At 74.3% G+C, this 14,573-nt stretch carries 8 protein-coding genes; 2 read left to right on the top strand and 6 right to left on the bottom strand.

Translation table 11 applies throughout. The features are described 5' to 3' along the window. Positions 1–12 precede the first annotated feature (12 nt). Both AAW13_RS34810 and AAW13_RS34805 read right to left on the bottom strand, forming a co-directional pair. The gene (locus AAW13_RS34810) at positions 13–915 is read right to left on the bottom strand and encodes a UbiA family prenyltransferase (RefSeq protein ID WP_052768631.1); all 903 of its coding nucleotides are present in this window, start codon (positions 913–915) and stop codon (positions 13–15) included. Beyond that, positions 912–2,291, bottom strand: a complete 1,380-nt coding sequence (locus AAW13_RS34805) for a cytochrome P450 (RefSeq protein ID WP_046731464.1) — start codon at positions 2,289–2,291, stop codon at positions 912–914. The genes AAW13_RS34810 and AAW13_RS34805 overlap by 4 nt, the downstream gene beginning before the upstream one ends. A 761-nt stretch (positions 2,292–3,052) precedes the next feature. On the opposite strand from AAW13_RS34805, the gene AAW13_RS34800 reads away from it, so the two are divergent. Both AAW13_RS34800 and AAW13_RS47515 read left to right on the top strand, forming a co-directional pair. Beyond that, entirely contained in the window at positions 3,053–6,295 is a 3,243-nt protein-coding gene (locus AAW13_RS34800) for an ABC transporter permease (RefSeq protein ID WP_046731371.1), read from the top strand. A 64-nt stretch (positions 6,296–6,359) separates the two neighbouring features. After that, on the top strand, positions 6,360–9,194 hold the full coding sequence (locus tag AAW13_RS47515; RefSeq protein WP_276207621.1) for a hypothetical protein: 2,835 nt from the start codon (positions 6,360–6,362) through the stop codon (positions 9,192–9,194). Positions 9,195–9,199: 5 nt separating this feature from the next. Here the strand turns inward: AAW13_RS47515 and AAW13_RS34790 are convergent, their stop codons facing one another. The 4 genes from AAW13_RS34790 to AAW13_RS34775 form a co-directional block, all read right to left on the bottom strand. Beyond that, positions 9,200–10,165, bottom strand: coding sequence for an ABC transporter ATP-binding protein (locus tag AAW13_RS34790; protein WP_046731462.1), 966 nt, complete (start codon positions 10,163–10,165; stop codon positions 9,200–9,202). A 149-nt stretch (positions 10,166–10,314) separates the two neighbouring features. Then, positions 10,315–10,986 (bottom strand): ABC transporter ATP-binding protein, encoded by a 672-nt coding sequence (locus AAW13_RS34785; protein WP_046731461.1) that lies wholly within the window; start codon positions 10,984–10,986, stop codon positions 10,315–10,317. A 415-nt stretch (positions 10,987–11,401) separates the two neighbouring features. Beyond that, entirely contained in the window at positions 11,402–13,165 is a 1,764-nt protein-coding gene (locus tag AAW13_RS34780; RefSeq protein ID WP_046731370.1) for a hypothetical protein, read from the bottom strand. 256 nt (positions 13,166–13,421) lie between these two features. Further along, the gene (locus tag AAW13_RS34775; protein WP_046731460.1) at positions 13,422–14,501 is read right to left on the bottom strand and encodes an enoyl-CoA hydratase/isomerase family protein; all 1,080 of its coding nucleotides are present in this window, start codon (positions 14,499–14,501) and stop codon (positions 13,422–13,424) included. Positions 14,502–14,573: the final 72 nt, after the last annotated feature.

Raw genomic sequence — 14,573 nt, 5'->3', positions numbered from 1 at the left:
CGCGGCCGGCTGCTACAGGGTGATGATCGCGGCGGCGAGGATCGCGGCGTACCAGTACTCGAAGAGGCGGTAGGTGAGGTGGTCGTGGGCCGGCGAGCGCCCGCGGGTCACCCGCCAGGCGATGGTCACGCACAGGGCGGCTGTCGCCGCTTCGGCGATCCAGGCCGTGGCGGTGGACGCGCGCAGCAGCATGAAGTGGTCGACCAGGGGCAGCAGGGAGAAGCCGACGGCCAGGAAGGCGCGGGTGAAGGGCTCACCGAAGGCGATGGGAAAGGTGACGCGGCCGGCCGCGGTGTCGCCCGGTACGTCTCGAAGGTCCTGCACGGGAATGAGCAGGAAGATCACTACGGCGAGGGTGAGCATCCACCGCCAGGTGTCCGCGGTGAGCGGGGCGGCCATCTGCCAGGCCGGAGCGAGCATCAGCAGCACCCCGGAGCCGATGACGGCGTCCTTGACCAGCCACCGGCGGGCGCCGCCTGCCAGGTTGTTCAGGACCGTCACCGCCTCCCAGGCCAGCGCCCACACCCATACCCCGAGCAGGGCGCCCACCAGGGGGAAGGCGACGAAGACGACGCCGGCGCGCACGACGGTGCCCCGCGTGCCGGCGTGGCCCTGCGGGAGCGGCCGGGTGGGCTTGTTGATGCGGTCTTCGAGCCGGCCGGTGAGCTGGTTGGTGAGGCAGAAGCCGTAGAGGTAGAGGTAGAAGTACAGGACCGACCCCGCGACGGTCCACGCGAACCGGTCGGGCGCCAGCCGGTGGTGCCAGGCGACGGCGACGGTGAACGCCACTCCCGGACAGAGCCCGGCCCACGGGTCGTTGCGAATGAACCGCCAGCTCAACGCCGCCTCGCCCGCCACCGCCCGCCACGGGGCCGGCCACGGGGCGGCCGGCCGCACGACGCTCTGGTCGGTCATCGTGCCCGTCCTTCCGTCGAGGGCAGCCCGCCGGAGGCGGGGGTGCCGGCAGGGGGTGCGGTGACCCGCAGGTGCAGACCCGTGGGCTGGAACGACGTCATCGGCCTGGGTATGCGGAAGGCGGCTCCGCCCGGTGGTTCCAGGTGCCAGCGGTCGACGACGGCAGCGAGCGCGAGGACGGCCTCGGTGAACGCGAAGCGCTCGCCGACGCACTTGCGGGCGCCGGCGCCGAAGGGCACGAAAGCGCCGCGTGACGGGGGCCGTCGGGCCTGGCCGGTCCATCGCCGGGGGTCGAACCGCTCGGGATCGGGATACAGATCGGGGCGGTGGTGGATCAGGTAGGGGCTGAACACGACGGTGGTGCCGGCCGGGACGTGATGGCCGCCCAGGACGGTGTCGGTCGTGGTGGTGCGCATCGAGAGCCAGGCCGGCGGGTACAGGCGCAGAACCTCGGTGATGACGGCGCTGGTCAGGGGCAGCTGTCGGGGGTCGGCCGGGTTCTGGGCGCGGGCGGCCTCGCCGCGCAGTTCGCGTTGGAGGTCGGGGCGGGTGGCGAGCAGGTGCATGGCCCAGGCCAGGGTTGCCGCCGTGGTCTCGGTTCCGGCGAGGAAGAACACGACGACCTGGTCGACGCACTCGGTGTCCGACAGTCCCTGCCCGCCGCCCTCGTCGTCACGGGAGGCCAGCAGCACGGAGAGCATCGGGCCCGCGTCGCCGCGCCCGCGCTGCTCGGCGACGTACGCGGTGCTGGTGGCGCGAAGGCGCCCGACGGCCCGGCGGCAGCGGATGTTGGCGGGTGTGGGCAGGGCGTTGACCCAGGACGGCCGGATCGCCTGCCGGTACGCGTTGGCCACCAGGGTGGCGGCGTCGTCGGCTATCCGGGCCCTGCCGGCCGGGTCCGGGCCGGTGCCGAACAGGGTCGCGATCAAGGCGCTGGAGGAGATCTGCTGGGTCTCGTGCAGGACGTCGATCACCTGGTCCTCGCGCCAGGTGCCGACGGCCTCGGCGAACCGGCCCGCCATCGTGTGGGCGTAACCGGGCAGCGTGCGGGGATGGAAGGCGGGTTGCACGAGCCTGCGCTGGCGGCGGTGCTGGGAGTGCGGGCAGCTGAGCAGGCCGTTGCCGAGGAAGTCCGCGATCCGGTCGTAGAGGGGACCGCCCTTGTCGAAGACGTGGTCGTCGACCAGGACGTGGTGCAGCAGACGGGGTTCGCACACGACGATCGCGGGGCGGGAGCCCAGGTTGACGGCGACGAGATCGCCGTGGGGCGGGAGCGAGCGCAGGAAACCCAGCGGGTCGCGCAGCAGCGCGAGGGCGTGCCCGAGCAGCGGCAGCGCTCCGGGTGCGCGGGGGACGGGGGCGGGTGTGTCGGCCATGGTCACGGCTCAGCCTCCGAACTGGCGGTCCGAATGGGTTCTGTGCTCGCCCGGCCCTCGGCGGCGGGGGTGGGCGGCGGCAGGCCTGCGGGGCACACCCGTCGGCGCGCTCAAGCCGGTTCCTTCCCCCCGCCGCGGTACGACGCACAGGGCCCGCACAGCGCGCGGAAGCACGACGGTGGAGGGGAGCCGGCCGGACTCCGCCGGTGTGCTCCGGCGCCCTCGCCCGCCCACGCAGGCCGGACCGCGGCGCGAGGACCGGGTGTGCCCCGCGGGCCCGCGCCGGTGGCACGCCCACCCGTCACCGCGTCCCGGCGCCATCCCGGTCGTACGACGGCTCCGGCCTCCCGGCCGCTCCGGCAGCACCCCGGTCGTACGACGGCTCCGGCCTCCCGGCCGCTCCGGCAGCACCCCGGTCGTACGACGGCTCCGGCCTCCCGGCCGCTCCGGCGGCACCCCGGTCGTACGGCGGCTCCGGCCTCCCGGGCGCTCCGGCGGCAGGATCGCGTACGTGGGATCCCGCTTCCGCGTCTGTTCCGGACGGCAGAGGGCTGGTGCGGAACAGTGTGGTGATTCTTGTGTGGTCGGGGTGACGCCTGGTAGGACTGGGGCGCGCTGATCACCGTCACATGTTCGATTCTGCGGGGGTTCATGTGGCCGCCACGGCCCTGTCGTCTTCGCCACGGCGACGCCCGGACGCCCCGCGACCGCCCCGGTCCTGGTTACCCGTCGTCGTCAGGCGCGCCACACGGCACGGGCTGGTGCCGGCAGCCGTCGCGGTGACCGTGCTGCTGTGTGCGACCGCGCTGGCCGCGCTCGCGGCGCTGGCCGGAGGTTCGGTGCAGGACGGGGCCGTGCGGCGGCTCGCTGCCGCACCGGACGCCCAGGTGGCCGTCGGCGCGTCCTTCCGGGCCGGGGGAATGGCCGCCGCGGACCGCGATGTGCGGGCCGCCGCCCAGCGGGTGTTCGCCGGGGTGCCGCAGCGGACGTACGCGGGGCTGCTCGGCATGTCACCCGTCTCGGTGACGGGAATCGACGGGGTGACGGGCCTGCCGCGCGGCCCCGGCGGCAGCGGGCTGCACCCGGTCGCGGTCCAGGACGCGGGCCGGTTCGGGCAGTTGGTCGCCGGACGGTGGCCCGCGGACACGGCGGCCGCCCCGGCCCGCGCGTTCACCTCGCTCCCCGACGTCCCGGTCGCCACCGGGTCCACCGCCCCGGTCGAGGCGGCGGTGCCCGTCGCGCTGGCCAGGCGCCTGGGCGTCGGAGCCGGTACCGGCCTTCGGGTGCAGGACGGCTTCGAGCACGCCATGACCGTGCGGATCACCGGTGTCTTCCGGGCGAGGGGCGCCGTCGGGTTCTGGCCCGCGATGGCCGGCAACCTGGCCCAGGGCGAGACCGCCGAACAGCACCTGCTGGTGGTGTCCGCCTCGGCGCTCAACGGCAGCGCCGTACTGAACGGACAGCTGACGGCCCGCTGGAGCGTGCTGCCCGACTACGCCCGTGTCGACGCGGGCAGTCTCGCCGGGCTGCACGACCGGCTGCGCGCCTTCTCCGGCAGCGAGAGCCGGGTGTCGGTGTTCGGCGGGCGGCAGCCGACGCTGGAGGACCTGACCGTCGTATCGGGCCTGCCGGGCGCGATCGACGACCTGACGGTGCCGATGGTGGCGGCCAGGTCCTCGCTGTACCTGCCGGGCGCGATGCTGGCGGCCCTCGCCCTGGCCACCCTGGTGCTGGCCGCCCGTCAGCTGACGGGCGGCCAGCACGCGGAGCTGGTCCTGCAACGGGCCAGGGGCGCCGGCACACTGCGGTTGCTGCGCGGCGCGGCGGCCGAGTGGGCGCTCACCGGCGTTCCGGCCGCTGTCGCAGCGCCGTTCGTGGCCGGGCTGCCGCACCCTGGCAGCCCGGGCTCCGGCGCGTGGGCGGCGGCAGGTCTGACCTTGCTGGTGCATGCCGCCGCGGTGCTGCTGCCCGTGCTGCCGTCGGCCAGGTCGCGGCCGTCCCGCGGCGCGCGGGCCGCCGTCGCGCAACGGCTGGGCGCCGACCTGGCGTTGCTGGCCGTCGCGGCCCTCGGGTATCTGGAGTTGCGGCGGCACCACTCGCTGATCGCCGGTATGGGCACCGGCACCGCGTCCGCGGACCCGGTGCTGGTTTTGGTGCCGGCCCTGGTGGCCGGCGCCGCCGCGCTGCTGCTGCTACGGCTGTTGCCGCTGGCCTCCCTGCTGCTGGACGCGTTCGGCCGGCGCAGCCGGGGCCTCGTCCTCCCGCTGGCCGGCTGGCAGTTGAGCCGGCGCGCCGCGCGCACCGCGGGACCGGTGGCGCTGATGTGCCTGGCCGTGTCGGTGAGCGCCTTCGCCGCCACCGCGCTGGCCTGCCTGGACGGCCTGGCGTCCGAGCAGGCCGCGTTCACCGTCGGCGCGGACGTGCGCCTCTCTCCCTCCGCGGCCGACAGCTACCCCGCCGCCGTACTGGCCGCCGCCTACCGCGCTTTGCCGGCGGCGACCTCCGTGACACCGGTGACGCAGTCGACGGTGACCCTGCCGGGCGGTGCCACCGAGGAGCTCGTCGGCACGATCGGCGGTCCCGCACCCCGCACCCCGCACCCGGCCGTCCCCGGCCTACGGCTCCCCGGGCGACCGACCGCGCTGCTCCTCGACGAGCGCCTCGGCAGCGACGGCAGCCGGGCGGCACCGAACCTGGAACTGACCGTGCAGGACGCGTCCGGCCTCGTCAGCACGGTCACGGCCCGTCTGCCCGCCGCCGACGGCGCCAGGCACGTCGTCGTGGTACCCCTCGACGTGGCGCTGAGCGGCGGTCATCCGCGCGAGTACCCGCTGACGGTGACCAGCGTCAGCGTGCTGCCGCAGCCGGACGTGCGGCCCGCGCGGCTGGACCTGGAACTGCTCCGGCTGGGCGCGCGCGGTGCCACGGACACCTGGGTCACCCGGCTGCCCGGCGGGCAGGTCTGGGCCGACGGCACGGCCCACGCCACGGACTCCGCCGCGGGGGCGTGCGAGGGAAGACCGACCGGTGGCTACACCCCCGGCACCCCCGGGGTGTGCTCGGTCGTTCCCGGCGGCTCCGAGGTGTTCCGGGCGACCGTCAGCACCGGCATCCGGGCCTCGCAGTCCACCGGTGACCTCTTCGGCGGCTACCTGTCGAGCAGTGACTACGACACCGTGCCCGGCAGCCGGGTGCGGCTCGTGGCGGTGCCTGACGGGCGGCCGGCTCCGCTGCCGGTGCGCGCCGACACCTCGGCGCTGAGCGACGGGCGCCTGGGCGTGGGCAGCACCACCACGCTGGATCTGGGCGGCGCCCGGGTCACCGCCGTGGTGGTCGGCCGGGCCCGCTCGCTGCCCGGACTGGGCCGCGGACAGGGACATCTGATCGCCGACCAGCGCCAACTGGCCGCCGCGACGACACGGGTCGGTGCCGATCAGGAGGATCCCGCGTTCTGGTGGCTCGGCAGCACCGACAGCGCGCGCACGGCCGCCGCCGCCGAGGCGCAGCCGGCGCTGGGCCGCGTCACGACCACCGCGCGCACCGCCGAGGCCCTGCGGACCGACCCGTTCCGCAGCGGGCTGCGCCGCGTGCTGGAACTGGTCCGGTACGTGGCCCCCGGGTTCGCGGTCGTCGCCTTCACCGTCCACGCGGTGGTGTCCGTGCGGCAGCGCCGCACGGAGTTCGCGCTGCTGCGCGCGATCGGTGTCCGGGCCGGAAGCCTGTCCGCGCTGCTGGGCGCCGAGCAACTGGCTCTGACCCTGTTCGCGGTGGTACCGGGGGCACTGATGGGCGTGTCCCTGGCGTCGGCGGTGCTGCCCCTGGTCACCGTCGACGACAGCGGACAGGTCCCGTATCCGCCGCTGCCCCTGGTCGTACCGTGGGCCGTCGTGGCGTTCACCACGGTGGCGACCGCCCTGGCCGTCAGCGCGGTCGTACTGGGCCTGGCCCGGCTGCTGGCCCGGGTCGACCTCGCACGGGTGCTGCGAACGGGGGAAGACCGTTGAGGGAACGGCAGGAAGAGTCCGCACGGGGCGCCGGACGGCCGGACGCGACCGAATGGGGTGACCGGTGACGCGACCCGTGGGCACCGGCGCTGCGGTGACGCGGCGCCTGATACGCAGGGAGACCCGCGGCGACCTGCCGCTGCTGGCCTGCCTGGCGGCGGTGGTCCTGGTCCTGACCGCGCTGTGCGCGTGGACCCCCGCCTTCGCGGGCGGCCAGGAGGACCGGGCACTGCGACAGCGCGTCGACGCCGCGCAGGCCCAGGCACCCCTGATCAGCGTCAGCACCACACCCGAGGTGTTCGACACCGTCCCGCCGGCCCTGCACACGGCCGACCTGCTCGACGCCGGCCGCACCCTCACCGAGCGGTTCAGCGGCGCCGCCGCACGAGGAGTGACCGTCACCGGAGGCAGCTACGACTACAACCAGGCAGCCCTGATCTCACCGCTGCCACCGGGACCGTCGGACACCAGCGTCCAACTGACGGTCAGCCACCTGCCGTCCGCACGGGCCCACCTGCGCTATGTCGGCGGCCACGCGCCGGCCGACCGGACGCCGCTGGGCACCGCGCCGCAGATCGGCTTGTCCCAGACCACCGCGCAGGCGCTCGGTGTCCGGACCGGCAGCCGCCTGACCGTCGAGTTCGCCAAGACGCTCGGGGTGCAGGACGCCCCGCCCCGCGCAGGGCTCGTGGTGAGCGGCGTCTACCGCACCACGGCGGCGACCGACGACTTCTGGGCCGGCCGGGAGACGCTGGACCAGCCGTCCCGCTACCCGGCCGAGCACTCCGCCGGCACGGTGCTCGCCGTCCGCGGCCTCGTCGGCCGCGACGCCGCCGACCTGCTGTCCGGAGCCGGGGTGGGTGGCCCGCGGGTGACCTGGCAGCTGCGCGCCGACCTGTCCGGAGCGGCGCTCGACCGGGCCCGCGCCCTGACCGGGCCGCTGTCCCACTACAGCGCCGAGCTCAGCGCGGCCCTGTGCCAGGGGGCCGATCCGATCACCGGCGACACCGCCTGCCGTGTCGGCGGCCAGGCCACCGGGTCCCTGCTGGTGACCGACTCCCTCACTCCCCTGCTCGCCGCCTTCACGTCTCAGGACGAACAGGCCAGGGAGCTGGCGACGTTCGCCGTCGACGCAGTGGCCGCGGTCGCGCTGGCCACCGTCACCGTCGCGGTACGGCTGCTGCTGCGCCGACGGCAGGCGCACCTGCGGCTACAGCGCGCGCGGGGCGCGTCCACGACGCGGCTGGTGCTGCTGCGTTGCGCGGTGGCCTGGCCGGTGGTGGTGATCGCGGCGCTGCTGGGCTGGGCGGCGGGCGGGGCCCTGGCGCCCACCGGTACGTCGGGCTCGCCGCAGCCGACGACCGCCGTTCTCGCCGCAGCCGTGGTGGCGCTGACGGTGCCGCTGCTGACCTGGACAGCGGTCCGCGAGCCGCGCAGACCCGGCCGCCTGCGGCGCCCGCGCCGCAACGTCGCCGCCGGCCGCCGCGTGGTCCTGGAGCTGACGGTGCTGGTCACGACGGCGGCAGGCGTGGTCGCGCTCCGCTCGCAGGGCCCCGACGGGATTCTGGGCGCGGTGCCGGCGCTGGTGGCGCTGACCGTCGTCCTTTTCCTGCTGCGGGTCTACCCCCTGGTGCTGCGCCCGGTGGTGCGGGGGACCCGGCGCGGCCGGGGGACGGTCGCCTTCGTCGGCGCCGCCCGGGCCGCCCACGACGCCCCGGCGACCGGCCTGGCGCTGTTCGTCCTGGTCCTGACCCTGGGTACGGCCGTGTTCGGCGGGCTCGTGCACCGTACGATCGACGACGGCCTGGCCGCGGGGGCGGCCTGGACCACCGGCGCCGACGCGAGCGCGACCGTGGCCGGGACCGTGGCCCCGGCACCCGGGTCCGGCACCGCCGGGACGCGGACCGCCCTCCAGCATCTGTACACCCTCGATCTGGCAGGTCGGACCGACGGCGCGGTGATCTCGCCGGTCGCCCTGATCACCGTCGATCCCCGGCAACTGGCCGCCCTCGCCCCGAAGTCGCCGCTGGCCCACGCCCTGCTGTCCCGGCTGGCCGCCCCGGTGGGAACCCGGGCCGGCGCCCATGCCCCGCTGCCGTCGTTCCTCTCCCCCGATCTGCGGGCCCGACAACGTACCGGAGGCTTCACCGCCACCGTCGTGCCGTCCGGGCAGCGCCCCGTGGACCTGGTCTTCCGTCCGGTCGGCACCCTCACCTCCGCACAACTGCGCGACCCCCTCCTCGGGCCGGTGACGGCGCAGATCGCCGCCGGGACGCCGATGCTGATCACCACCGCCGGGGCGGAGCGCTGGCTGCCCCCGCAGTCCGCCGGAAGCACCGTCCTGCTCCTGGAGGGCGACGGGCCCGCCACCGCCGGACCCGCGGCACTGCGGTCGGCGGCGGCCAAGGCGCTCGGGCCGACGGCCCGGATCCGCGTCCGCTCCGAGACGTTGACCGCCCTGCGCACGGACGGCCTGACACAGGGCCTCGGTACGATCTACACCACCAGTTCGATCCTGGCCGCCCTGTCGGGCCTGCTCGCGCTCTTCCTCGAACTGACCCTCACCTCCCACGAACGCAGCCGCACGACCTCGTTCCTGCGCACACTCGGGCTGAGCGGCAGGGAAGCCGCGGCGCTGCACTTCCTGCAACTGCTGCCACTGGCGGTCGCCTCGGCGGTGGGCGGCACCCTGCTCGGGCTGCTCGAACCCCGGCTCCTGGCACGGGCACTGGACCTGCGGCAGTTCACCGGCGGACCCGCCCAGCCGGCGCTGCACACCGACTCCGCGCTGACCGTCGCCCTCGTCGCCGGCGTGACCGCGCTGATCCTCGCCGCCGCGGTCACCGAGACCGTCCTCGCCCGCAGGCGGGGACTGGGCAGCGTACTGCGCCTGGCGTGACGTACTCAGGGTGCGGTGCCACCGGTCGACGGGTCCTGTGCCGCGTCCCTCGCCCGGCGGGCGGCGGCGTCGGGCCACACCCCGACGTGGTCGCTCTCCAGCACCAGCCGCACCCGCTTGCGCAGGTGCAGGCGCTCGGTGAACTCGACCGGCAGCTGAAGCCGGCCACGGCCGTCCAGTACCGCGTACTCCTCGGCGGTGCGCACCTCGACACCGTCCTCGCCGGTGGCGACGCCACGCACCACCTCGGTCGAGGTACGGCCGTCACGGATCCGTACGGTGCGCTGCACCTGCTCGGACACCAGCGCGTCGTGGGTGACCACGACCACGGTGACACCCAGTTCCTCGTTGGCCCGGCGCAGCGCCGCGAAGACCTCGTCGCTGCCGGCGGTGTCAAGTTCGCCGGTGGGTTCGTCCGCGAACAGCACCCGCGGTTCGTTGGCGTTGGCGACGGCGATGGCGACCCGCTGCTGCTCACCGCCGGAGAGCGTGTCGGGGGTGCGGTCCCGGCAATGGCCGACGGACAGCAGGTCGAGAAGTTCCTCCGCCCTGGCCCTGCGCCGGGCGCGTCCGATCCCGGTGTACGTCATCGGAAGCATCACGTTCTCGGCCGCCGAGAGGTAGGGCAGGAGATTGCGGGAGGTCTGCTGCCAGACGAAGCCCACCGTGCGGCGCCGGTAGCCGAGCCGCTCACGGCGTCTCATCGCCAGCAGGTCGTGTCCGTCGACCTCCGCGGCGCCCGCGGTGGGCACGTCCTGCCCGGAGAGTATGCCCAGGAGGGTGGACTTGCCCGAGCCGGAGGCCCCCACCACCGCGATCATCTCCCCCCGGGCCACGGTCAGGTCCAGGCCCTGGAGTGCCTGGACCTCGACGCCCTCTGACTGGTAGATCCGCACCAGGTTCTCGCACACGACCATCCCCGCCTCACGGCTCGGGGGGCCGGCCGCGGCCCGCCGGCGCAGCTCGGCCAGATCCGGTGCCCCGGTGGGCTGTTCGTGAAGTGGCACACGGTCCCCCGGGGAGGTGAGCTCTGCGGACAACGCTGTCGGACGGTCGTCAGGATAATGCGGACGTCCGTACGAGGGACGCGATCCGTGACGACGACCTCCCGGCAGGTTTGTCAGACGTCCTCGACGATGCGGCCGTCGCGGAGTTCGAGCACGCGGTCGGCCAGCGCGAGGAGTTGTGTGTCGTGGGTGGCGACGAGGGCGGTGACGGACTCGCTGCGGACGACGGCGCGCAGCAGGTTCATCACACTGAGACCGGTGTCGGCGTCGAGTTGGCCCGTGGGTTCGTCGGCGATGATCAGGGCAGGGTTGTTGGCCAGCGCCCGGGCGATCGCGACCCGCTGCTGCTGGCCGCCGGACAGCTCGCCGGGACGCTGGTCGGCGTGGTCGGAGAGGCCGACGAGGGACAGCAGAAGTCGTACGCGGTCCTCGCGGTCGCGGGCCGGCACCTTCCGCAGGCGCAGCGGCACCCCGATGTTCTCGGCAGCGGTCAGAACGGGGATGAGGCCGAAGGACTGGAAGACGAAGCCGACGCGGTCACGGCGCAGCGCCAGCAGGCCGTCGGAGCCGAGGCCGGCCAGGTCGGTGCCGTCCAGGGCGATCCGGCCGCCGTCCGGCGTGTCCAGGCCGCCGACCAGGTTGAGCACGGTGGTCTTGCCGGAGCCGGAGCGCCCTTTGAGGGCGACGAGTTCGCCGCGCGGCACGGTGAACGAGACACCCCGCAGCGCGTGCACGGCGGTGTCGCCGGTGCCGTAGGTGCGGCGCAGGTCCTCGACCACCACCATCGCGCCGGCCGGCCTCCCGACGTCCGCCACAGCACCCTGCCCGCCGGGCCTCTCGCGCACTTTCCCCTCCGGTCCCCGCCTCGCCCCGGTCCCCCGGGATCCGATTCGGTACGCACCGTACGGCACGCCGTGCCTCCGCCGGAAGATCCAGGCACCTCGGCCCGTGCGCATCCAAGTCCCGGCGGCCGCCCGGCAGTCGGAGGCTCCGGACACCGGGGGCCGCCCTGCCGCGCGTCCTCGATGGGGTCGGCTCGGCGGTGCCACCGTGGCGCCGGTCGGACGACCGACGGGACAAGGCGGCGGAGGATCCCGGCACCGTGTGCGGACCGGGTGGCCGCCTGCTGACCGTGCCCGTGGTGCCGGGCACCTGACCGAGACTCGTCGGTGAGGTGCCCGGCCCTGGCCGGAAGGGTGTTCAGTTCTTGGTGATGGACTCCACCCAGGCGATGAAGTTCGTCGTCGAGTCGCCGGTGCGCTCGGCCATCGTGTGCCCCTGGGCCCACACGGTGGCGAAGTCGACGTCCTGGATGCCGTAGTTGCGCAGGGCCAGCTGGATGTTGATCTCGGTCGTGTTGGCGGTGTCGCCCTGCATGATGCCGGTGCGGATGCGCCAGTGGCGGGCCGGCTTCGACCGGCGGTAGCCGGCGAAGGCGGGCGAGAGGTAGTACAGCGGGTTGTACACGTCGGCCCGCCAGGCCATGTCCTTGCCGACGCTGTCCTTCTTCGCGAAGTCGCTGTCGTACGCCGCGGAACCGTAGTCGGACTGCCAGTCGGAGTACGTCGCGTACGCCGACTCGTTCGCCTTGACGACGTCCCGGGTGAGGGGCGCGAAGTGCGCCGGGGCGCCGAGCCCCATCGCGAAGACGCCGTTCTCGGTCTGCCCGCGGGAGTAGCCGTCGAACGCGCCGACGGGCTTGCTCGCGGCCTTCTGGCTCTTGACGAAGCCCTCGAGGCCGGACACCGTCGCGGTGTTGGTCGCGGCGTCGTAGGCGACCCAGGTGTCGTCGGTGTTGAGGTAGGCGAGGTAGTCGTCGACCGTCTCGTACGTGGTGGAGGTCCCGGTCTGTCCCGATCCGGGCGGGCCGCCCATCGTGGTGATGGTGTACGGGAAGGTGGTGTCGGCCAGGAAGTTGTTCAGCGAGGTGGTGATCACCTCGATCAGGTGGTCGTAGTAACTGCCGCGCAGGTGGATGCCGTCGCCGGACTCGGTCAGCTCCAGGCGCCGGCCGCGCTCGTCGCGCAGCCCCAGCCGGTTGACGTACCTGGGCCAGGCCTTCGCGAGGTCCGTCGAGTAGGCGCTGGTCCAGGTGCCGGACGCACGGGTGCCGGTGGAGGCGAACTGGCCCATGTTCCATTCGTAGGACAGGTTGGCCTCGTGCAGGCTGGTGATCGGGCACCAGGCCATGACGCCGGCGACCGCGTCGCTGAGCGGCCGGCCGTGGGCGTCCTCCATGGCCGCGCCGATCGTGCGCAGGTAGGGCTCGTACAGGGGGCTGTCACCGGACGCGCCCGCCACGGTGTCCTGGGCGCCGCCGCCGCTCATGCCGAACAGGACGATGTCGTCCGTGCTGCCGGGCAGCAGGTCCCGGTTGTACCGCAGGAAGCGGACCGCGGCCTTGAGGTCGGTGACGCCCCAGGGGGCCGCGTCGGAGCGGTCGCTGGTCGAGCTGTCCCGGCCGCGCAGGCCCGGCCACACGTAGATGTGCCCGGCCTCCAGGTACTTCGACACGCTGCTGTAGCTGTAGGAGGTGGCCGGCTTCTGCGCGGCGTAGCCGGGGGTGTTGACCGGGATGACGATGGGTGCGGTGCGTCCCGAGTAGCCGCCGACGGTGCCCTTGGGGTCGGCCTTCGCGGTGTACGTGGTCCCGTCGCTGTTCGCGGTGGCCGTGAGGTAGGCGCCCGGCACGTAGATCGACAGGTTCTCGATGTCCGTCGCGGCCGGGTCGGTGACATATGTCTTCCCCAGCTGGTAGTACACGTCGTTGGTCGAGTCGTACGACCAGGCGGTGGAATCGAACTCCAGCGAGGAGGCCGAGGACCCGCTCGACGTGCTCGACGTGCTCGACGCGCCGCGTGACGACGAGGTGGCGGCGAAGGCCGCGCCCGCCGTGCTCTCGGCGATACCGAGCGCGGCCACGGCCGCTGCGCCCCGGATGGCGGTTCTGCGGTTGATGTCCACCGTGAATCTCCCTGTGCAGGTGATGCGTGGTCACAGCGGTACCTGCGCACCGCTCCGGCAGGACCGGGGCAGGACGGACTGTGCGGCTCGTTCGAGTCCCAGACTGTAGGGAAGGGGCCACAGGATTGTTGACAATTTTGATGAAAATAATGTTAGAAGTTTCTGGGAGCCACCGCCGGGGGCCGTGAGCGGCGTCGGGTGGGCAGGCGTCAGAGCGTCGCCGGTCCCGTGGGTGCCGTGCGTCGGCGCCGGGGTCTCACTCCTCGATCCGGTCCACCAGGCCCCAGGCCAGGGCCCGTTCGACCGGGACGGGCCGGCCGTCGAGGACCAGGTACAGGGTCCGCCGGCCACCGATCCTGCGGGGGATGCCGACCGTGCCCCCGGCGCCGGGAATCAGGCCCATGGACAGTTCGGGCAGCCGCACGGTGGTGCCGGGGGCCGCCAGCAGGCGGGCCGCGAAGGCCGGCAGTTCGACGCCCGCGCCGACACACGTGCCGTGGATCCTCGCGGTGAGCCGTCCGCCGAGGGCGTGCAGGCGCCGGGCCACCCCCGCCCGGGTGCGGACCAGATGCGCGGCGGCGAGGTCGTCGGCGGTACCGAACTCGTCCAGGTCGCCACCGGAACTGAAGCAGGGACCGTTGCCGTCCAGGACCACCTCCCGCACGCTCTCGTCCCAGACGGCGATGTCGACGGCCGCGGCCAGGGCGTCCCGCAACTGTGCGCCGTGCGCGTTGCGCCGCTCGGGCCGGTCGAGCGTGATCCGCAGGACGTAGGCCGCCCGGCGCACCAGCACGGGATCACGGGACGCGCGGGGCGGGGCGGGCCGTGACCCCCGCGCCGCGAGCCACCGGGCGAAACCGGACCCTCCGAGCAGCGTCGAGTACGCCATCGACTCCAGGTCGAGGGCCTGCGGCACCGGCAGGCCGGCGGCCATGCCGAGGACCTGGCGCAGGACCAGCGCCGCCGCCGGCTGTTCCGCCGCCCGTGCGCGCAGGAACTCCGCCTCGGCGGCCGGGTCCGTGACGGCCACCGTGGCGGGGCTCCCGGCGGCGTCGGTCGCGCAGAGACGGTCGTGGGGAGCCCGGACCAGGGTCACGTCCAGGGCGTGGAGGAGGTCGTCGGAGCAGTCGGGAGCCGGGCGTGCGGTGCGTCCGACCAGCAGCCGGCCGCTCTCCCGGGCCCGGCGCACGGCCTGTTCGACGTCGGCGGCGGTGGGTGCGGTCGCCGCGTCCAGATCGACGACCAGCAGCGGGCGGGACGGCCGCGCCCGGTCGTCCAGGAGGTCGGCGTCCGCCGCCCCGGCCGCGAGATCGGTCACGGAGATCGCTGTGGTCACGGGCACCTCTCTGATCTACCATCCCGGCATGGCCGACGACCGGGCATCCGTCAGAACGGCACGGTCGTCCCC

The sequence above is a fragment of the Streptomyces humi genome (assembly GCF_001005085.2).
GTDB classification, from domain to species: Bacteria; Actinomycetota; Actinomycetes; order Streptomycetales; family Streptomycetaceae; genus Streptomyces; species Streptomyces humi.
Note: the sequence above shows the minus strand (reverse complement) of the source record. Positions and strands in the feature narration are given on the sequence as shown.

Coding starts and splice junctions, on each gene's coding strand:
- AAW13_RS34785 (WP_046731461.1), bottom strand. CDS start 10,986: ATGGTGGTGGTCGAGGACCTGCGCCGCACCTACGGCACCGGCGACACC.
- AAW13_RS34805 (WP_046731464.1), bottom strand. CDS start 2,291: ATGGCCGACACACCCGCCCCCGTCCCCCGCGCACCCGGAGCGCTGCCG.
- AAW13_RS34810 (WP_052768631.1), bottom strand. CDS start 915: ATGACCGACCAGAGCGTCGTGCGGCCGGCCGCCCCGTGGCCGGCCCCG.